Annotated in this window: 18 protein-coding genes, 1 rRNA gene and 2 pseudogenes; 8 read left to right on the top strand and 13 right to left on the bottom strand. The window is 31.5% G+C overall.

The genetic code is table 11. The features are described from left to right. The first annotated feature begins 153 nt into the window (after positions 1-153). The 3 genes from lepA (at position 154) to B4H69_RS03040 (ending at position 2,799) form a co-directional block, all read left to right on the top strand. Positions 154-1,950, top strand: a complete 1,797-nt coding sequence (lepA, locus tag B4H69_RS03030) for a translation elongation factor 4 (protein ID WP_038332533.1) — start codon at positions 154-156, stop codon at positions 1,948-1,950. A gap of 94 nt (positions 1,951-2,044) precedes the next feature. After that, positions 2,045-2,368, top strand: coding sequence for a monooxygenase (locus tag B4H69_RS03035; protein WP_221408221.1), 324 nt, complete (start codon positions 2,045-2,047; stop codon positions 2,366-2,368). Between the two features lie 86 nt (positions 2,369-2,454). Next, positions 2,455-2,799: a DUF4260 domain-containing protein gene (locus B4H69_RS03040; protein ID WP_180905247.1), complete on the top strand. Its 345-nt coding sequence runs from the start codon at positions 2,455-2,457 to the stop codon at positions 2,797-2,799. Here B4H69_RS03040 and B4H69_RS03045 read toward each other — a convergent pair. Further along, positions 2,794-3,786 (bottom strand): annotated as a pseudogene (locus B4H69_RS03045) (2-hydroxyacid dehydrogenase). The gene B4H69_RS03040 and the pseudogene B4H69_RS03045 overlap by 6 nt on opposite strands. A gap of 173 nt (positions 3,787-3,959) precedes the next feature. On the opposite strand from B4H69_RS03045, the gene B4H69_RS03050 reads away from it, so the two are divergent. The 3 genes from B4H69_RS03050 (at position 3,960) to B4H69_RS03060 (ending at position 7,108) form a co-directional block, all read left to right on the top strand. Next, on the top strand, positions 3,960-5,498 hold the full coding sequence (locus B4H69_RS03050) for a serine hydrolase (protein WP_180905249.1): 1,539 nt from the start codon (positions 3,960-3,962) through the stop codon (positions 5,496-5,498). A gap of 63 nt (positions 5,499-5,561) precedes the next feature. Further along, positions 5,562-6,446, top strand: coding sequence for a DMT family transporter (locus tag B4H69_RS03055; protein WP_180905250.1), 885 nt, complete (start codon positions 5,562-5,564; stop codon positions 6,444-6,446). A gap of 29 nt (positions 6,447-6,475) precedes the next feature. Further along, positions 6,476-7,108 (top strand): CatA-like O-acetyltransferase, encoded by a 633-nt coding sequence (locus B4H69_RS03060; protein WP_180905251.1) that lies wholly within the window; start codon positions 6,476-6,478, stop codon positions 7,106-7,108. A 40-nt stretch (positions 7,109-7,148) separates the two neighbouring features. Here B4H69_RS03060 and B4H69_RS03065 read toward each other — a convergent pair whose 3' ends face one another. The 3 genes from B4H69_RS03065 to B4H69_RS03075 form a co-directional block, all read right to left on the bottom strand. Continuing rightward, positions 7,149-7,739, bottom strand: coding sequence for a hypothetical protein (locus B4H69_RS03065; RefSeq protein WP_180905252.1), 591 nt, complete (start codon positions 7,737-7,739; stop codon positions 7,149-7,151). Positions 7,740-7,762: 23 nt separating this feature from the next. Continuing rightward, positions 7,763-8,410, bottom strand: a complete 648-nt coding sequence (locus B4H69_RS03070; protein WP_180905253.1) for a hypothetical protein — start codon at positions 8,408-8,410, stop codon at positions 7,763-7,765. A 94-nt stretch (positions 8,411-8,504) separates the two neighbouring features. Beyond that, positions 8,505-9,005: a regulatory protein RecX gene (locus tag B4H69_RS03075; protein WP_038332506.1), complete on the bottom strand. Its 501-nt coding sequence runs from the start codon at positions 9,003-9,005 to the stop codon at positions 8,505-8,507. 145 nt (positions 9,006-9,150) lie between these two features. Here B4H69_RS03075 and B4H69_RS03080 point away from each other — a divergent pair, with 145 nt between their 5' ends. Then, positions 9,151-10,224 (top strand): acyltransferase family protein, encoded by a 1,074-nt coding sequence (locus tag B4H69_RS03080; RefSeq protein WP_180905254.1) that lies wholly within the window; start codon positions 9,151-9,153, stop codon positions 10,222-10,224. 54 nt (positions 10,225-10,278) lie between these two features. On the opposite strand, the gene rpe is transcribed toward B4H69_RS03080, so the two are convergent. The 3 genes from rpe to B4H69_RS03095 form a co-directional block, all read right to left on the bottom strand. After that, positions 10,279-10,926, bottom strand: coding sequence for a ribulose-phosphate 3-epimerase (gene rpe / locus B4H69_RS03085; RefSeq protein WP_180905255.1), 648 nt, complete (start codon positions 10,924-10,926; stop codon positions 10,279-10,281). Between the two features lie 84 nt (positions 10,927-11,010). After that, positions 11,011-11,598 (bottom strand): hypothetical protein, encoded by a 588-nt coding sequence (locus B4H69_RS03090; protein ID WP_180905256.1) that lies wholly within the window; start codon positions 11,596-11,598, stop codon positions 11,011-11,013. A gap of 60 nt (positions 11,599-11,658) precedes the next feature. Further along, positions 11,659-12,048 carry a hypothetical protein gene (locus tag B4H69_RS03095; protein ID WP_180905257.1) on the bottom strand — a complete coding sequence of 130 codons (390 nt, stop codon included), beginning with the start codon at positions 12,046-12,048 and terminating at the stop codon, positions 11,659-11,661. Between the two features lie 98 nt (positions 12,049-12,146). Between B4H69_RS03095 and mgtE the strand changes: the two genes are divergently transcribed. Continuing rightward, entirely contained in the window at positions 12,147-13,466 is a 1,320-nt protein-coding gene (mgtE, locus tag B4H69_RS03100) for a magnesium transporter (RefSeq protein WP_180905258.1), read from the top strand. Positions 13,467-13,505: 39 nt separating this feature from the next. Here the strand turns inward: mgtE and B4H69_RS03105 are convergent, their stop codons facing one another. The 6 genes and pseudogenes from B4H69_RS03105 to rrf form a co-directional block, all read right to left on the bottom strand. Beyond that, a complete protein-coding gene (locus B4H69_RS03105; RefSeq protein ID WP_019975176.1) occupies positions 13,506-14,372 on the bottom strand; it encodes a sigma-70 family RNA polymerase sigma factor in 867 nt (288 codons plus the stop codon). Between the two features lie 124 nt (positions 14,373-14,496). Continuing rightward, complete coding sequence (gene hutG / locus B4H69_RS03110) at positions 14,497-15,438, bottom strand: formimidoylglutamase (protein ID WP_280045190.1); 942 nt, start codon at positions 15,436-15,438, stop codon at positions 14,497-14,499. A 2-nt stretch (positions 15,439-15,440) separates the two neighbouring features. After that, positions 15,441-16,046, bottom strand: a complete 606-nt coding sequence (locus B4H69_RS03115) for a trimeric intracellular cation channel family protein (protein WP_280045189.1) — start codon at positions 16,044-16,046, stop codon at positions 15,441-15,443. A gap of 38 nt (positions 16,047-16,084) precedes the next feature. After that, complete coding sequence (locus B4H69_RS03120) at positions 16,085-16,693, bottom strand: trimeric intracellular cation channel family protein (RefSeq protein ID WP_280045188.1); 609 nt, start codon at positions 16,691-16,693, stop codon at positions 16,085-16,087. Positions 16,694-16,821: 128 nt separating this feature from the next. Further along, positions 16,822-18,204, bottom strand: a pseudogene (locus B4H69_RS16435) (NAD(P)-binding domain-containing protein). Positions 18,205-18,839: 635 nt separating this feature from the next. After that, positions 18,840-18,910, bottom strand: a 5S ribosomal RNA gene (rrf, locus tag B4H69_RS16500); the annotation flags it as partial.

The following is an 18,910-nucleotide window of genomic DNA, read 5'->3' on the forward strand; positions in this document are numbered from 1 at the left end:
TTTTTCAAAGAAAAATGATGATATTACTTATTTTTAACTCAGCATTTCTCACTTCAACTCTCGTTAATTTATTAAAATATAATTCATAATATTTTTCAAAATACTTGCAGTCTGCACGGAAAAGATTATTTTTGCCTATTCGACAAATAGAATATGAAAAATATCCGTAATTTCTGTATTATCGCCCATATTGACCATGGTAAAAGTACCTTGGCCGATCGTTTATTGCAAGTAACAAACACGATTTCTGATCGCGAGTTACAAAATCAAACTTTAGACGATATGGATTTGGAACGCGAACGCGGAATCACAATTAAATCACACGCCATCCAAATGGAATATGAAAAAGATGGTGAAAAATATATTTTAAATTTAATTGACACTCCTGGTCACGTGGATTTTTCTTACGAGGTTTCTCGTTCGATTGCCGCTTGTGAAGGAGCTTTGTTAATTGTAGATGCTGCGCAAAGTATACAAGCACAAACTATTTCTAACCTTTATTTGGCTTTAGAAAATGATTTGGAAATCATTCCAGTTTTGAACAAAATCGATTTACCTTCTGCAAATCCGGAAGAAGTAACAGACGATATTGTTGATTTGATTGGTTGTGATCCCGAAGACGTTTTGCGTGTAAGTGGAAAAACAGGTGAAGGTGTGTTAGAATTGTTACACACAATTATCGAAAAAGTTCCTGCGCCAGTTGGTGATCCAGATGCACCGTTACAAGCCTTGATTTTTGACTCTGTTTATAATCCTTTCCGAGGAATTGAAGCTTTTTATAAAGTGGTAAATGGAGAAATCAAAAAAGGAGATCAAGTAAAATTCATGGCAACCAACAAAAAATATGGTGCCGATGAAATTGGAACCTTAAAACTGAATCAAGTTGAAAAGAAAGTCATTAAAACTGGTGATGTAGGTTATATTATTTCTGGAATTAAGGAAGCTTCTGAGGTAAAAGTTGGAGATACAATTACATTAGTAGAGAATCCTGCAAGCGAAGCTATTGATGGTTTTGAGGAAGTAAAACCAATGGTTTTCGCAGGTATTTATCCAGTTGACACAGAAGATTACGAAGATTTGCGTGCTTCTATTGAAAAGTTACGTTTGAATGATGCTTCATTAACTTTTGAGGCTGAATCTTCTGCTGCTTTAGGTTTCGGTTTCCGTTGTGGATTCTTAGGAATGTTACACTTAGAAATTATTCAGGAGCGTTTAGAGCGTGAGTTCAACATGACAGTAATTACGACTGTTCCTAACGTTTCGTATGAAGCTTATTTGGAGAAAGATCCAGAAAAAATGATTCCGGTTCATAATCCATCTGAATTACCAGATCCATCAGGATTAAATCGTGTTGAAGAACCATATATTCGTGCAGCAATCATTACAAAATCTGAATTCGTAGGTCCTGTAATGAGTTTATGTATTGAAAAACGTGGTGAATTACAATCTCAAAATTATTTAACTCAACATAGAGTAGAAATGATTTTCAATATGCCTTTGGCTGAAGTTGTTTTTGATTTTTATGATCGATTAAAATCTATTTCAAAAGGATATGCATCGTTTGATTATGCCCCTTCTGGAATGAAAGCTTCGAAATTGGTAAAAGTTGATATCATGATTAATGGTGAAGTTGTGGATGCTTTATCTGCCTTAATTCACGTTGATAATGCTTACAATATTGGAAAAAAAATGTGTGAGAAATTACGCGAATTAATTCCTCGTCAACAGTTTGATATTCCAATTCAGGCAGCGATTGGTGCAAAAATTATTGCGCGTGAAACAATTAAAGCGTTGCGTAAAGACGTTACGGCGAAATGTTACGGTGGTGATATTTCTCGTAAACGTAAATTATTAGAAAAGCAAAAAGCTGGTAAGAAGAAAATGCGTCAAATTGGACGTGTAGAAGTTCCACAATCTGCTTTCTTAGCTGTTTTGAAATTGAATGATTAAAATTTTTATATAATTATATAAGAGCTACTTTTTTAAGTAGCTCTTTTTTTTGAACTCACTGTAACAAATATCACAGATATTTTAAAACAATTTAATGAACTTTGATAAAAAAGTAATAATGATTTTAATTCAAATAAATTTTGATTTTCCTATTCAAATGATGGGAGAAAATTTAACAAAAAATGCTCGTTCATTAGCAGAAAGTATAAATACTGAAAAAGGATTCATCTCAAAAATATGGATCGAAAATTCAGACACTGCAAGAAGTGGAGGTATTTATATATTTGACACTTTAGAAAATGCTCAAAATTATGCTGAAATGCATAGCGAACGAGTAAAACAAATAGGAGCAACAAATATCAATGTTGAATACTTTTCTATAAATGAAACTCTTTCCTCACTAAATAATGGGATATAAATAATTATCAAAGCCACTCACAATAGAGTGGCTTTTTTTGTAACAATTGGTAAAATATTTGTACTAGTAAACTAAATACCAATCGCATGAAAAACTTACTAAAGCTAGAACAACTTGCTGTATTAATTTTTATGATCGTTTTATATGGTCTACTAAAATTATCATGGATGTGGTTTGCAATTCTTTTTCTTGCTCCCGATATTTTTATGTTAGGTTATCTTTTTGGAAATAAGATTGGCGCAATATCCTATAATTTTATTCATAATTATTTTACGACAATTGCATTAATTCTTATTGGTTATTTTTTACATATTGAATGGTGTTTGATGATTGGATTTATATTTTCCGCTCATATTGCGTTCGATCGTTATCTAGGATTTGGTCTCAAAAAATATGATGGTTTCAAGTCCACTCATTTAGGAGATTTATAACATCACAACCTCATCTGTCGAACCTTTTTCCTTAATTTCTGAAATACTTCGCATCGTAATTTCTGAAATTTGTTCCAACGCTTCTTGTGTAAAAAAAGCTTGATGTGCAGTGACCAAAACATTTGGAAAACTCATCAATCGTTGAATCATATCATCCTGAATAATTTCTGCTGATAAATCTTTGAAAAACAATTTTTCTTCTTGCTCATAAACATCAATTCCCAAATAACCAATTTTATGATTTTTCAAGGCTTCAATCGCTTCATGTGTATTGATTAATCCTCCTCTACTCGTATTAATAATCGTTACACCATCTTTCATCATCGCAATCGTTTCTTGATTAATCATGTAATGATTTTCTGGCGTCAACGGACAATGCAACGAAATAATATCTGAGCTTTTAAACAACTTATCCGGCTCAACATATTCCACGCCATTATTCATCAATTCTTGATCTGGATACAAATCATACGCAATAATCTTACATCCAAAACCTTTCGCAATATTGATAAAAGCTTTTCCTATTTTCCCTGTTCCTACAATTCCAATTGTCTTCTGAAAAAGATTGAAACCAAGCAAACCGTTCAATGCAAAATTTTGTTCACGAACACGATTATAAGCTTTATGCGTTTTTCGGTTCAATGTTAACAACATCGCCATTGTATGCTCTGCCACTGCCTCAGGAGAATATGCAGGAACGCGACAAACTTTAATTCCAAATTCTTTCGCAGCTTCCAAATCGACATTGTTAAAACCAGCACATCTCAAAGCTATAATTTTAACGCCTTTTTTTGCTAAAATTTCAATGACTTGGCGATTCACTTTATCATTCACAAACACACAAACTGCCTGCTCATCTTCAATCGCGTTTACGATATGCGGACCTAAATGTGTTTCATAAAAATTAAGTTCAAAACCGTAATTTTTATTTTCAGCCTCAAAAAAAGTTTTGTCATAAGGCTTAGACTAAAAGAAAGCTATTTTCATTAAATTATTTTTAACTAATTTACGTTTTTAATTAATTGTAAATTAGTTTATACTTAATTATTATAAATTTTTAAATCATTCAAAATTAATTCATCTACTATATTTGATATTTTACTAAAAGCTATAAGCTGATGAATAAAAATTTCTAACTTCGTGAAAATTCAAATTCACACATGAAAAATATACTTTTATCAACGATTACATTAGCTTCTTTTACAGCTTTTGGACAAAATATTTCGAATCAAGCCATTGATCAAGTCACAGAAAATGCCATGAAAACTTTTGATGTTCCTGGGATATCTGTTGCGGTTATCAAAGACGGCACAATTCTGCATTCGAAAGGTTATGGAGTAAAATCGCTTAAAGCGGGAGAAAAAGTTCAGTCCAATACAAATTTTGGAATTGCTTCTAACTCAAAAGCTTTTACAGCAGCAGCTTTGGCGATTTTGGTTGATGAAGGAAAAATAAAGTGGGATGATAAAGTGATTACTCACATTCCTGAATTCAAGATGTACAACGATTATGTAACCAAAGAGTTTACAATTCGTGATTTATTAACGCATCGCAGTGGATTAGGTTTGGGAGCAGGTGATTTGATGGTTTGGCCTGATGGACATAATTTCACGCCAAAAGATATTATTTCAAATATTCAATTTTTAAAACCTGTTTCTGATTTTCGTGTCAAATATGATTACGATAATTTATTATACATCATCGCAGGAGTTGTAATTGAAAGAACTTCGGGACAATCTTGGACAGATTTTGTAACAAAAAGATTGTTGGAACCAATTGGAATGACGAATACTGCGGCGAATTGGCACTTGGTAAAAGATAAGAAAAATGCAATTGATCCGCACGTTCCGATTGATGGAAAATTACAAGTGATTGATCGTTATACGAACACCATTTTTGATGCAGCTGCAGGAATCTATTCGAATGTTGATGATATTGCAAAATGGTTGCAATTCAATTTGGATAAAGGAAAGGTTAATGGGAAACAAATTATTTCTGAAAAGCAAATGAATGAAATGATTACGCCACAAACTTTACAACCAAATCGCACAACTCCGCCTTATAATTCATTATTCAAAGCTTATGGTTTGGGATGGCAGTTGCAGGATATGAACGGAAAATTAGAAGTTTCGCATACTGGAGGATTGGAAGGAATTGTAACACAAACGATGTTTTATCCTCAAGAAAAATTAGGAATTGTGATTTTGACTAACCAACAATCAGGTGCAGCTTTCCGTGCAATTTCAAATACGATCAAAGATTTTTACTTAAAAAATCCTTCTACAGATTGGGTAAAAACCTACGATGAGTTGATGAAGAAAAATGTGGAAGAAGCCGATGTCATTACCGATGAAGTTTGGAAAACAGTTGAAGCAAATCAAAAAAATAAAGCCATCAAATTTGATACAAAAAGCGTAATCGGAACGTATAAAGACAATTGGTTTGGTGATGTTGTGATTTATGAAAAGAAAGGAAAAATAATTTTCGAATCGAAACGTTCACCTCAATTAACTGGTGAAATGTCATTTTACAAAGACAATACGTTTGCGGTAAAATGGTACAATCGTTATTTCCATGCAGACGCTTTTGTTTATGCAGAAATGAAAAATGGAAAAATGACAGGTTTCAAAATGAAAGCGATTTCTCCTTTAACAGATTTCAGTTACGATTTCCAAGATTTAGATTTTACGAGAAAATAAATTTTAATAAATACTAATCAAATGCGAAGTTCGAAATTCGAACTTCGTTTTTTTCTATTAAAAATGAAATTCAAAGGTTACGCATATGGGCTAATTTCGTCTATATCTTATGGATTAATTCCATTATTTATCCTACCTATAAAACAGGCAAATTTTTCGATGGATACTACATTATTCTATCGATTCTTTTTTTCTGCATTGATTGTCGGAACATATTTATTCATCAAAAAACAATCATTCAAAATAGATGTGAAACAGATTCCATTTTTAATCATTTTAGGATTATTGTACGGAATCTCAGCGGATGCTTTATTTTTAGGTTATGATTATTTAACTCCTGGAATTGCCTCCACATTATTATTCGTTTATCCGTTGATTGTTGCCATCATAATGGCTGTTTTCTTCAAAGAAAGAATTACAATTTCAACCATTATAGCCATTGTTTTTGTATTGGCTGGCGTCATTTTACTAAGTTTCAAAGAAGGAAAATTCGAGCTAAATCCAATCGGATTAGGAATTGTATTTATCAGTGCTTTGGGTTACGGATTATATATTGTGACAGTCAACAAATCGAAAGTACGAGATATAAAAGGCTTTACATTAAGCTTTTATTCTTTTCTATTTACAACGATTTATTACGCAATAAAAATGATTATTCACAAAGACTCGTTCATTTTACCATCATTAGAATTAACCTTCAACTTTTTTACATTTGCCTTTGTAACGACAGTTATTTCGAGCATCGCTTTGATTTATGCGATTAAAAATATTGGTTCTACAGCCACTTCTATTCTTGGCGCATCAGAACCTGTGGTTGCCGTTGCTGTAAGTGTTATGATATTTGGTGAAGATTTTTCGTTGAGTTTAGCTTTAGGAATTTTTATGATTATTCTAGGCGTGACTCTGAATGTAATTGGTGATGCATATCAACAAAAAAGATTAAAGTAATTGTAAATCCTATTTTTAACTTTGCATCAATGAAACAGAAATTTAATCCTGAAGGTTGGAATCGTATAGAGCATTTTAATATGTTCTCGAAAATGGATAATCCGTATGTCGGAGTTGTTACGGAGGTTGAATGTTCTAAAGCATACAAATTTGCCAAAGCAAATAAATTGTCTTTTTTCGCAGTCTATTTACATTGCTCGATGTTGGCAGAGAATAAGATTAATGAATTTAAATATCGTATAGAAGATGATGAAATTTTTGTGTACGATCATTTAGATTGCGGAACAACAATTGGTAGAAAAGACGGAACTTTTGGTTTTGCATTGATGAATTTTACCGAAGATTTTGATGCATTTAATGCGCAACTTCAAGAGCAAATACAAAGTGTAGAAAATTCGGTTGGTTTGCACATCAAAAATGAAGAAATTACCATTGGTTTGGTTCGTCATTCTACATTTCCATGGTCGAAATTTACGGGATTAGTGCAACCAAGTAATTTTGGAACAGGAGAATCTATTCCGCGAATTATTTTTGGAAAAGCGTATACGCAAAACGATAAAATGTATATGCCTGTTTCGGTTGAGGCGAATCATGGTTTTGTAGATGGTTTTCATTTGGCGAATTATCTGCAAGAATTTGAAAACGAATTAGGTAAATATTAGAAATAGTAAAAACGAATTTCGAGTTTCGAAATTCGTTTTTTTATTTTACATCATTAGGATGAATAAATGGTTCTGGTTCTGGAATTTCCTCATATTGAATAGGAAAATATTTTTTATCTTCTTCTAAAACAAAATCATCCGTATAATTATAAAAATGCTCCAACTCTCTTAATTGATACTTTCCTTCTTCATCTTTATGAAATCGAAAAGCGTAACCTTTTATTTCACAGCAGAATGTTATTTTTTCTTTATCTAAAGGGATATAATTTAAATTTGAGATATCGATATATTCATCTAATACTTCATTTTTATCTAAAAGAATAGTATAATCTGTATTTTGAATAGTAATTGGTAATGTATAATAATTCCCTATTGAACAGTCTTGTCCAGTCGAAGAAATATATAAATAAAATTTTTCTTTTGCGAAAAAGAGAGAGATTGTTCTAATTGGTATATGATTACTTTTTGTAATATCAATAGCTTGTTCAATAACTTCATTTACATTCTCATCTTTAAAAACTGAATCTGCTTTTATTTCATTCTTCTTTTCCCAACCTTTAGCAGATTGATTGCTCGGTTGCTCGCATTGAACAAAAAGAATGAATAAGAATAAAATATATAAATTCTTCATACAAGTGTTTTAATTAAAGATAATCAATTCACTGCAACTTTTTTATTTAGTTTTTTTGACCAAGAAAAAATATAAATCGTTCCGATAATTGAAGGTACAATCCAAAAATAAATATTATCTCCAAATCCAGCGCCTGCAACCAAAAACGCTGTTACTGAAGCGATATAAGCGCCAACCATTTTCCCAACATGATTCATTGTCCATATTTTATAATTCTCTGGATTCTTGTAAAAAATAAAATCTCGATAAGACATAAATCCTCCTAAAAACCCAAAAATTAAATACAACAATCCAATTGCATTGCTTGTGAAAAGTGGAAGTAATCCAAAAACAATCATCACAATAGATGTGATAAACATTGCTCCAGAAATGATTTTATCCAAATTATTCGAGTAATTTTTGCGTTTATAATTCAGAATTCTATTTCCGATCAAAATCATATAAATCGTGAAAATACCAATCATTAAAAGAAAAGAATTGTGGTGATTTGGGAAAGCACAAATGATTAGCGAAAGAATAGAACTGACTAACATACCAATCGAAAATATTTTCCCCACTTTTTTGTGCGTCGAGTTTCCTTTTTTTATGATCATAACAGCAGTTCCAGCAACCAAACCAATTCCTCCGAAAAATGCGTGAATGTAAATAATGATTTTGACTAAATTTTCCATAATGTGTTTATTTATTATGGAATAAAATTAAGTGAAGTCGTTTTTAATTTTAAAAATTATTGACCGAATTGTCGAATTTCGTGGATGAATTGTATTACTCTTTTGTTTTCACTGTTTCGATAGCATCATTCATCAAATCGAACTCGTAACCTTTGTAGGCTAAATATGCTTTTACTTTGTTTATTTTCTTGAAAGATTCTCGCTCAGAAGCTAATAAATTGAACTTTTTCTGTGTTAAATGCAATAAATTATTCCAATATTTATCCAAATCAATTTCTTCCTTAAATGCTTTTTCAATTAATTTTTGATCAATTTGACGCATTTTTAATTCTTGACGAAGACGATTTCTTCCCCACATTTTTTGATTGACTTTTCCTCGAACAAAGCTATGTACAAATCGTTCTTCATTCAGAAATCCGTAATGAATTAACTTAAAAAGAATCTCATCTTTCGCTTCTGGAATCAAATCAAAATCACGTAGTTTTTTCTCTACTTCCCAATGACAACGATCTTGATAAAGACAATATTTTGCCATTTTATCTTTGATTTCATCAATCGTATAAATCTTTTTTTGGTTGTCTTTAGAGAAATTCATGTAACAAAGTTAAGATTTTAATGAGAGAATTAGAAAATGTAAGATGATCAACATCTTTTATCGCTAACCATAACAAAATATTTATATGAAACAATAAGTGGTTTAATAATTTATATATTTGCTGATAACTATTATATCTAAACTATTGAAAACTTCAAGAATATCAATCCTTGATGGATTACGCGTATTTGCAATTCTTATTGTAATTATATCTCATTATTTACATAAATACGATTTACATGGAAATCAATTTCTAGAATTTGTACAAAATTATGGTTATTTTGGAGTTCCATTTTTCTTTGTAATATCAGGATTTGTTATTTTATACTCTCTTGAAACAACAAATAGTTACAAAGATTTTTTGAAAAAAAGATATATTAGATTAGCTCCAGGAATGTTAATTTGTTCTATTATTACATTCAGTTTTTTTAAATTTATATACACTGGAGATGGTTATACTAATTCCAAATCTTTCGCAAATTTATTGATTGCAAATACCTTTATAGACCCACACGTATTTAATTTACCATCTGGAACTCTTAAATATTACTATATAGATGGATCTTATTGGAGTCTCTGGGTTGAAGTTTGTTTTTATTTATTAATAGGTTTTTTATATTTCAAAAATCGAGAAAATTATATCCAAAACTTTGTACTTATTTGTGCCATTGGCTTTCCTATCTATTTTACTTTAAGTAGTAGTTTTGCTCATAAATTTTTAGAACCATATCTAAGTACGCCAACCTTAGATTACTTAAAATTAATAAGTAGATGTTTGGTATTATTTAGAGAAAGTTTTTGGTTTATGATAGGTATGTTTTTATATAAATTATATCATGATAAAACTGATAAAAAATACATTCTATATATTATTATTTGTGGTGTTATATTAGTTTTACAAGAGAAGTTAGACATTGGTTTTTCATTTTTAACAATTTTTACTCTTGCTATTTATTTAACCTTTATATACCAACCAAAATGTCTTAATTTCTTAACAAATCCAATTATCACAAAAATCGGAGTTAGTTCCTATTCAATATACCTTATTCACAGCTATTTAGGTTCTGGTATTATCGAAATGTACAATCATCACATAGGTAGAGAATCGTATGTTATTTACTTTGTTATGATTATTTCAGTAATACTATTTGGACTTTTTAGTTATAAATATTTAGAAAGACCAATTTCAAATTTTATCAAAAAGATCTTATTTAAATAAAAAAACTGAATCATTTCTGATTCAGTTTTTTTATTATTTATTAACCTATTTTTATTAAGCTTTTTGTAATTCCGCTATATATTCTGTTGGATTCTCAGCATTGAAAACTGCCGAACCTGCAACTAAAGCGTCTGCACCAGCTTCTACCAATTTTGATGCATTTTGTACACCAACTCCTCCATCAATTTCGATGATCACATTTGCATTAGCTTCTGTAATCATTTTTTTCAATTTTGATACTTTGTTGTATGTATTCTCAATGAATTTTTGACCTCCAAAACCTGGATTAACACTCATAATTAACACTAAGTCTAGATCGTTAATCACATCTTCTAAAACAGATACTGATGTATGCGGATTAAGCGCCACTCCTGCTTTCATTCCTTCTGCTTTTATGGCCTGAATTGTACGATGTAAATGTGTACACGCTTCGTAATGAACAGTCAAAATATCTGCGCCAACTTGTTTGAAAATTGAAATATAACGATCTGGATCAACAATCATTAAATGTACATCCAAAACTTTGTCTGTTAACGAATTTATTTTCTCAATAATTGGCATTCCGTAAGAGATATTTGGAACAAAAACGCCGTCCATTACATCTAAATGAAACCATTCGGCTTGAGAATTATTAACCATTTCGATGTCTTTTGCTAAATTCCCGAAATCGGCTGCTAAAATTGATGGTGCTACTATTGGCATAATCTTATTTGTTGTTTGTTTGTATTTTGTGGTGCAAAGGTAATGAAATAAAAAAATCGTTGAAAACTCAACGATTTATATTTTTTAGAAATTATAACCAACTCGAAAGCCTAAATCTAAGGCAACTCCTGTATTTGTACTCTTTACTTCTGATGTTGTATAATTATCAAAATCATAGTTTGTATATGTTTCTTGATAAAGAGAAAGTCCTAATCCTGTATAAAACTCGTAAAAAAAGTTTTGAGCAAAAGAACGTTTAAATCCATAATTGAATGTAATAGAACCTTGCGGATTAACACCTAAATTATCACTATTAGACGTTGTTAACCAATCTGGCGTATAAGTTCCTTTTAAAGCAATATAATTCCCAGAATTATTTTTGGTGTTTTTTCCTTTACCAATTCTTCGGTCAAAATTATAATAATAACGTCCTTCTAAAGCTATATTTGTTGTCAAAATATACTCAAAATCACTCCCATAAAAATCGCTATAGCTGTATCTGAAACCTCCTAAATAATCTAAAGATCCAACAGCCGTAAAATTTTCGGATAAAGCTTTTTCATATTGAATTCCGATTCCAATAAAACTAACGTTTGCATTAAACAAATCTGTTGCTTTTTCTTGAGCAAATAGTGAAGATGATAATAAGAGAGTAAATAACAGTTTTTTCATTTTCAGTGTTAATTAATTCAATACGAATATAACAGAAAAAATGATTCAGCAAAATTATTTTTAATCCAAGAAAACTCTATTGTCAATAAAGTTATAAGGTTCTTCGTCTTTCAATTCTTCGTTGATGATAAAATGAATCGAATCTTTTGACATAAAAATATAAGTATAAATATCTGCCATCTCATCAGAATCTCTAAACTCGTAATATTCATCACCAATCGTACACCAAACGCCTTCGTCTTCAGAAAAAGTTACACGATCATCACTATAAATCGTTTTAAAGTTAACCGTCATTGTGCCGTCAGCTTTTCTATTGACCATCCAACTATTTGTTTCTCCTTTAAAAAATTTCCCATGATCAGTTCCAGACCAAATTCCAACAAATCGTTCATCTACATCCATAGATTTTATATATTCTTTCATTTGGTTTTGATCAGCTTTGTTCATCATGATTTTCTATATTAAAATTAGCTTAAAAGTAGCCAATCTATACTTCTTCTCATCTCAAAAAGACTTAATTTGCAGCTTGGGATAAAAACAACAAATTTATGGAAAATAATATGCTTAATCAACATCCAGCAGATATTGCCGAACAATTAACTGCACTGAACGTAAAGGAAAGAAATATCGCTTTTTATTCGCTTTCGAATGATGATAAAGTTGAAGTATTCTCCTATTTTGAACCCGATATTCAGTACGAAATTGTAAAAAGTTTGACGGACGAAGATTTAGCCGAGGTTTTGAACAATCTTGATCCTGATGACCGAACAGAACTTTTTGAAAATTTCCCAGATCAATTAATCAAACATTCCATTAATCTTTTAAATCCTGAAGAACGTGCTACAGCACTGAATTTGATTGGATACAAAGAAGATTCGATTGCACGTTTAATGACACCAAATTATATTCAGGTAAAAGAACATTATACAGTAAAACAAGTTTTGGCTCACATCAAAAAGTATGGAAAAAAAGCGGAAACGTTGACGTATATTTTTATTGTTGATGGAAAAAATAGATTGATTGATGATTTAAAAATTGGCGAAATTCTTTTGGCTGATGAAGATACGAAAGTAGAAGATTTGATCGATCATAATTTTGTTTCAATCAAGACGACGACTCCTTTAGAAGATGCGTTAGAAGTTTTTGATAAATACGATCGTTCTGCTATGCCAATTGTGACAGAAAATGATGTTTTGGTCGGAATTGTAACCTTCGACGACATCTTGGATCGAATGAAAATGCGTGATACAGAAGATATTCAGAAATTCGGAGGAATGGAAGAATTGGATGTTTCGTATACTAAAACACCTATTGCGGAATTAATCAAAAAGCGCGCAGGTTGGCTGGTTATCTTATTTATTGGCGAAATGTTTACGGCTTCTGCAATGAGTTATTATGACCAGGAAATCGAAAAAGCGGTTGTGTTGGCTTTATTTGTTCCATTGATTATTTCGAGTGGCGGAAATTCTGGTTCTCAAGCGGCTTCACTGATTATTCGTGCGATGGCTTTGGGCGAATTAAAGCTAAAAGATTGGTGGTATGTAATGAAAAAAGAATTTGCTTCGGGATTAATCTTAGGTGCAATTCTAGGATTTGTGGGTTTTATCCGAATCTTAATTTGGCAAAAAACTGGAATTTATAGTTATGGAGAGTATTGGTTGTATATAGCTTTAACAGTCGCTTTATCTTTAATTGTTATTGTTTTATGGGGAACACTTTCAGGATCTTTAGTTCCATTTATTTTGAGAAAAATTGGATTTGATCCCGCAACAGCATCCTCGCCTTTCGTTGCTACTTTGGTTGACGTTTCAGGATTGATTATCTACTTTACAATTGCTGCAATTTTACTAAGCGGGAAATTATTATAATGAAAAACTCCAACTAAATTTAGGTGGAGTTTTTTATTTTTATCGTCCGATATATGTTTTCAAAATCTTAGATCTTGAAGTATGTTTTAAACGGCGAATTGCTTTTTCTTTAATTTGACGAACACGTTCTCTTGTTAAATCAAACGTTTCTCCAATTTCTTCTAACGTCATTGGGTGTTGTCCGTTTAATCCGAAGTATAAACGAATTAAATCAGCTTCACGAGGCGTTAATGTTTGTAATGCACGTTCAATCTCTACACGTAAAGATTCTATCATCAACTGTACATCTGGAGATGGAGATTCACCAATGTTTAATACATCGTATAAGTTAGAATCTTCTCCTTCTACTAATGGTGCATCCATTGAGACGTGGCGACCAGAGTTTTTCATCGACTCTTTTACATCCCCTTCAGACATATCCAAAACTTCAGAAATTTCTTCTGCAGATGGGGCACGCTCATGTTCTTGTTCTAATAAAGCATAGGCTTTATTAATTTTATTGATCGATCCAATTTTATTTAATGGTAAACGTACAATACGAGATTGTTCTGCTAATGCTTGTAAGATAGATTGACGAATCCACCAAACTGCATACGAGATAAATTTGAAACCACGCGTTTCGTCAAAACGTTGCGCTGCTTTAATCAAACCTAAATTTCCTTCATTAATTAAATCTGGTAAACTTAAACCTTGATTTTGATATTGTTTCGCAACAGATACCACGAAACGTAAGTTTGCTTTTGTTAATTTTTCTAAGGCAACACGATCTCCTGCTTTGATACGTTGTGCTAACTCTACTTCCTCCTCCGCTGTAATCAAATCTACTTTACCAATCTCTTGTAAGTATTTATCCAACGACGCAGTTTCACGATTTGTTACCTGCTTTGTAATTTTAAGCTGTCTCATTTAACTAAAACCCTCCTATTATTAATGATTATTATCGATTTCTTTTGGCATTTTATCAACACCACTATATATGTATACGCAGATAACTGAAAAAGGTTACATAATATTGTAAAATATTTCAGAATTAATATCTTAAAACTTCGTAAATCATTTGTGCAGAGAGTTTCGCTGTCGAGTTATCAACATCAAAAAGCGAATTATATTCAACCAAATCAAAGATTTTCACTTTGTTTGAGTTTATCAAAACCTTCAAAATATATTTAACCTGAAAAGGAGTCAAACCATTAATTGTCGTTGCACTTACACCTGGCGCATAAGCTGCATCAAAAACATCCATATCCAACGAAACATAAAGCGCATCAAATTGTTGAACAATCGTTTTCAAATCGTCTAACACTTTATTCAAATTGAAATGAACTTCATCTGCTAAAATATAATTAGCGCCTAAATTTTCTGCACGTTGAAATAAAGCTTTCGTATTTCCTAATTCTTGAATACCGATTGGAATATAATTGAAAGCTATTTCATTTTCTTCGCAGTACTTAGCCATTTCGTAAAAAGGCGTTCCAGAAGTTGATTGTGGATTTGGCGTTCTCAAATCAAAATGTGCATCAAGATTGATAATTCCAATATTTTTGTATGATTTCGCTAAAGCCAAAAAATCTCCTAAAGCTGTTTCATGTCCACCTCCAATTACAATCGGAAAATGATTTTGTTGAATGATTTTATCAACTTGATTGATTTGTTCATCTCTCGCAGATTCTAGATTCTTATCATCACAGTGAAAATTTCCAGCATCGAAAATAAAATCAGTTTCAGAAAAATGTAAAGGCAAATTCGCTAAACTTTTACGAATCAAATCTGGCGAATTTTTCGCTCCAATTCGCCCTTTATTTCGTTCAACACCTTCTTCCGAACAAAATCCTAAAAGTACTTTTGGTTGAATGGATGATAATTCAAATTTATCGTAATCAGAAATTACTTGATGAATTCTTAGTCCTAATTCTCCATCTTCAGAATCAATTCTTCCTGTCCAAATTTCTTGATTAAATGGTGTTTTTTGCATGATTAATAAAATTTAGGTAACGACAATTTATATTTTACAGTTACAATACGAATCGCAGCGATAATAGCTCCCGAAACAATGAAATTGATATTACGATCTAATCCAAAATTATCAAAAATTAAATACATCACACCTCCTGCGATACATGCCATTGCATAAATTTCTTTCACAAAAACTGTAGGCGTTTTATTCATCAAAACATCGCGCAACATACCACCCATTACAGCGGTCATCATTCCCATCATCACAGAAATAAAATTGTTTGCACCCAAAGAATGTGCTTTCTCTAAACCTACTATTGTAAATAAAGCAATTCCTAATGTGTCGAAAAGCATTAATGTTACTCTTAACCGTGAAAAATATTTGAAAAATAATCCTGCCAATAAAATTCCAGCAAAAACTGCGTAAATGACATTCATATCATTTATCCAAACTAACGGATAACTGTTAAGGAATAAATCGCGTAAAGTTCCGCCACCAACAGCCGTTATAAAAGCAAAGCAAGCAATTCCGAACCAATCGTGTTTTTGTCTTTCATCTCCAGCTAAAGCACCAGAAATTGCGAACACAACTGTTCCGAATAATTCAAAAAAGTATTGAATTTCCATCTATAAAAAATTAGTTCGCTAAGATACGAATCTATAAATTAATGACTTTTAAACTTTGGTAATGATAAATTGTATTTAATTGCAACCAAACGAATTGCGACAATTACAGCTCCCGAAACAAAGAAATTAATATTACGATCAAGTCCCAATTTCCATAAAATCATGTAAATAACTGCACCACAAAGACATGCGAACGCATAAATTTCTTTCTTGAAAATAATAGGAACTTCATTCAACATCATATCTCGAATAATGGATCCAAAAACCGCAGTAAACATTCCCATTACAGGTGCAATTACGGGATGAATTCCAAGATTTAGAGCTTTTTCTAAACCAACAATCGTAAACAAAGCAATCCCTAACGTATCAAAAAGCATAAATGTTTTACGAAGTTTAAGTAAAGGTGTATAGAAAATTGCGGCTAAAACAACACCAATCCCTACCGCATAAATAAGATTCACATCCTTTATCCACATAATCTCAACAGAAAGTAATATATCACGTATTGTACCGCCTCCAATTGAAGTTAGGAAAGCAATAAAGGTTACACCAAACCAATCATTTCCCGATTTTTCATCTGCTGCTAAAGCGCCCGAAATTCCAAAAAAAAGTGTACCAAATAATTCGAAAAAATATTGAATCTCCATTTCTATTGTATTAAATCATATTGTGTTGTGCTCTGTCAAAAATAAACACTTTTCTTTTTTTAACGATGTTTAAATATACAATCGAAAATAAAAAAAGACTAACACATTTGTTAGTCTTTTTGTTAATATTAATAATAATTTGTTTTTTCTAATTGCTTTTCATCAATCGGATCTTCATCCAAATAGCGTTCTAAACTATCATCTAACTCTTTCATCCAAGGTGTGTGATGTTTTTCTGCTTTCGTTTCGTCCATAACAGAGGTATAGGTTTTATCTCGATAAGTTAAAATATTTTCTTCTTTATCTTTTAACCAAGATTTGAACATATTAGCTACTTTATCCAAATCGAACATAGGATAATCAGTCATATGAATCAAATCCTTCAAATAATCCGTTTGAAAATCAACATGGTCGTCAGCAGAAATTGATTGTTTTTCATAATCAATCCATTTCTGAATATCGTTTTGAATATCCTGTTTTGAAGGTAAAACAATTCGTCCCAAAATATAATCACGTGCAAACCATGCTTGTGCATCAAACATATTAAATGTGTAATATTGATCCTGCATTCCCAAAAATAACAATTGAGCATTAACATCTGATATTACACCTTTATACATTCCTTCTGGATACAAACAGTTTTTTGTTTTTAGACGCAAATTATCTGGTAAAAACGGAAATTTGTGTTGATAACCTGTACACATAATCACTGCATCAAACTCTTTTGATGTTCCGTCTTTGAAAAATGCTTTCTTATCCTCAAAATGAGTGACCAAAGGCAATTCTTCTATTCCTTTTGGCCATTTACAATCGATTGGATTTGTACGATAAGAAATTGTGACCGATTTAGTTCCGTGTTTATAGCATTGTACCGCAATATCTTCTGCCGAATAACTACTACCAATCAATAAAATTTCTTTGCCTCTAAATGGATCCGCTCCACGGAAATCATGCGCATGCATTACATTTCCTGTATAATTCTCAATCCCTTTAAAATAAGGCATATTTGGTGTAGAAAAATGTCATGTTCCGACAATTAAATAATCGAAATACTCTTCGAAAGTTTCATTTTTCTTTAAATCATCAAAAACAACGCGAAATTGTTTTTGATTCTCTACATAATCTACCCACCTTGCAACGGTATTAAACTGAATGTACTTTCGCGCATTACTTTGTTTAATTCTCCCTTCTATATAATCGAATAATACTTCTCTTGGTGGATAAGAAGATATTGTTTGACCAAAGTGTTCAGAAAATGTATAATCTGCAAATTCTAAACATTCTTTTGGTCCATTCGACCATAAATATTTATACATACTGCCATGCAATGGCTCTCCGTATTTACCTACTCCTGTACGCCATGTGTAGTTCCACATTCCTCCCCAGTTGTCTTGCTTCTCAAAACATTTAATTTCTGGAATTTTGTTACCTTTTTTTTCTTCTGACTCAAATGCTCTTAACATTGCCAAACCACTTGGTCCAGCCCCGATAATGCCTACTTTTAAACTCATGAATTGTTTTTAATTAAACTTATATGAACTACTCAACTATCATTCGATAGTAATTGATTTTTATGTCTGAAACGACCTGATATAGAAACAAACTTCTATAAAAACTGTGTAAAACAGAATAGAATGTGTAATAAATGGATTACAACATATAAGAGATAGAAAACCTCTTGCTGAATAAATAAAATTTTATTCAAAATTAAATTATTCTTCAATGTACTAAAATTATAGCAGATGGACAAATATTAATGAAACATAATAATAAGCTTAATTATTATGGCGTTCCCTTCGGTCGGGCTATCCTTTCCAATCTTTTGTAGAAGAAAATAGAGGTTATATAGAAAAGACATTTGCTACAAAAGGATTTCCACTGCTACCCCTAACGCGGATTGAGTTCTAAGTTTTGAGTTATAAGTTATAAGACGTAAGATTTAAGACTTACAGAATAAAGATCTAAACAAAAGTATCCCTTAAAGGGATTATAGAGGTGTTTTCGAGTTATGAGTAGTAAGTTCTGAGTTAGTTCTTGTTTTATAAAACATAGTTTTGAGTTAGCGTAAAGCTTACAGCCTTCAGGCTAAGCGTAACGTGTAACCACAAAAAATCCTCAAGAAAATAATCTTGAGGATTTTAATAAAAACTGGCGACGACCTACTCTCCCGTAAGTAACAGTACCATCGGCGCAGGCAGGCTTAACTTCTCTGTTCGG

Origin of the sequence: Empedobacter sp. UBA6745 (assembly GCF_002453775.1) — a bacterium.
Classification (GTDB): domain Bacteria; phylum Bacteroidota; class Bacteroidia; order Flavobacteriales; family Weeksellaceae; genus Empedobacter; species Empedobacter falsenii_C.

What these genes read in the sequence shown, in the direction of transcription:
- lepA (WP_038332533.1), top strand. Translation starts at nt 154, where the DNA reads ATGAAAAATATCCGTAATTTCTGTATTATCGCCCATATTGACCATGGT.
- B4H69_RS03035 (WP_221408221.1), top strand. Translation starts at nt 2,045, where the DNA reads ATGAACTTTGATAAAAAAGTAATAATGATTTTAATTCAAATAAATTTT.
- B4H69_RS03040 (WP_180905247.1), top strand. Translation starts at nt 2,455, where the DNA reads ATGAAAAACTTACTAAAGCTAGAACAACTTGCTGTATTAATTTTTATG.
- B4H69_RS03050 (WP_180905249.1), top strand. Translation starts at nt 3,960, where the DNA reads ATGAAAAATATACTTTTATCAACGATTACATTAGCTTCTTTTACAGCT.
- B4H69_RS03055 (WP_180905250.1), top strand. Translation starts at nt 5,562, where the DNA reads ATGAAATTCAAAGGTTACGCATATGGGCTAATTTCGTCTATATCTTAT.
- B4H69_RS03060 (WP_180905251.1), top strand. Translation starts at nt 6,476, where the DNA reads ATGAAACAGAAATTTAATCCTGAAGGTTGGAATCGTATAGAGCATTTT.
- B4H69_RS03065 (WP_180905252.1), bottom strand. Translation starts at nt 7,739, where the DNA reads ATGAAGAATTTATATATTTTATTCTTATTCATTCTTTTTGTTCAATGC.
- B4H69_RS03070 (WP_180905253.1), bottom strand. Translation starts at nt 8,410, where the DNA reads ATGGAAAATTTAGTCAAAATCATTATTTACATTCACGCATTTTTCGGA.
- B4H69_RS03075 (WP_038332506.1), bottom strand. Translation starts at nt 9,005, where the DNA reads ATGAATTTCTCTAAAGACAACCAAAAAAAGATTTATACGATTGATGAA.
- rpe (WP_180905255.1), bottom strand. Translation starts at nt 10,926, where the DNA reads ATGCCAATAGTAGCACCATCAATTTTAGCAGCCGATTTCGGGAATTTA.
- B4H69_RS03090 (WP_180905256.1), bottom strand. Translation starts at nt 11,598, where the DNA reads ATGAAAAAACTGTTATTTACTCTCTTATTATCATCTTCACTATTTGCT.
- B4H69_RS03095 (WP_180905257.1), bottom strand. Translation starts at nt 12,048, where the DNA reads ATGATGAACAAAGCTGATCAAAACCAAATGAAAGAATATATAAAATCT.
- mgtE (WP_180905258.1), top strand. Translation starts at nt 12,147, where the DNA reads ATGGAAAATAATATGCTTAATCAACATCCAGCAGATATTGCCGAACAA.
- B4H69_RS03105 (WP_019975176.1), bottom strand. Translation starts at nt 14,372, where the DNA reads ATGAGACAGCTTAAAATTACAAAGCAGGTAACAAATCGTGAAACTGCG.
- hutG (WP_280045190.1), bottom strand. Translation starts at nt 15,438, where the DNA reads ATGCAAAAAACACCATTTAATCAAGAAATTTGGACAGGAAGAATTGAT.
- B4H69_RS03115 (WP_280045189.1), bottom strand. Translation starts at nt 16,046, where the DNA reads ATGGAAATTCAATACTTTTTTGAATTATTCGGAACAGTTGTGTTCGCA.
- B4H69_RS03120 (WP_280045188.1), bottom strand. Translation starts at nt 16,693, where the DNA reads ATGGAGATTCAATATTTTTTCGAATTATTTGGTACACTTTTTTTTGGA.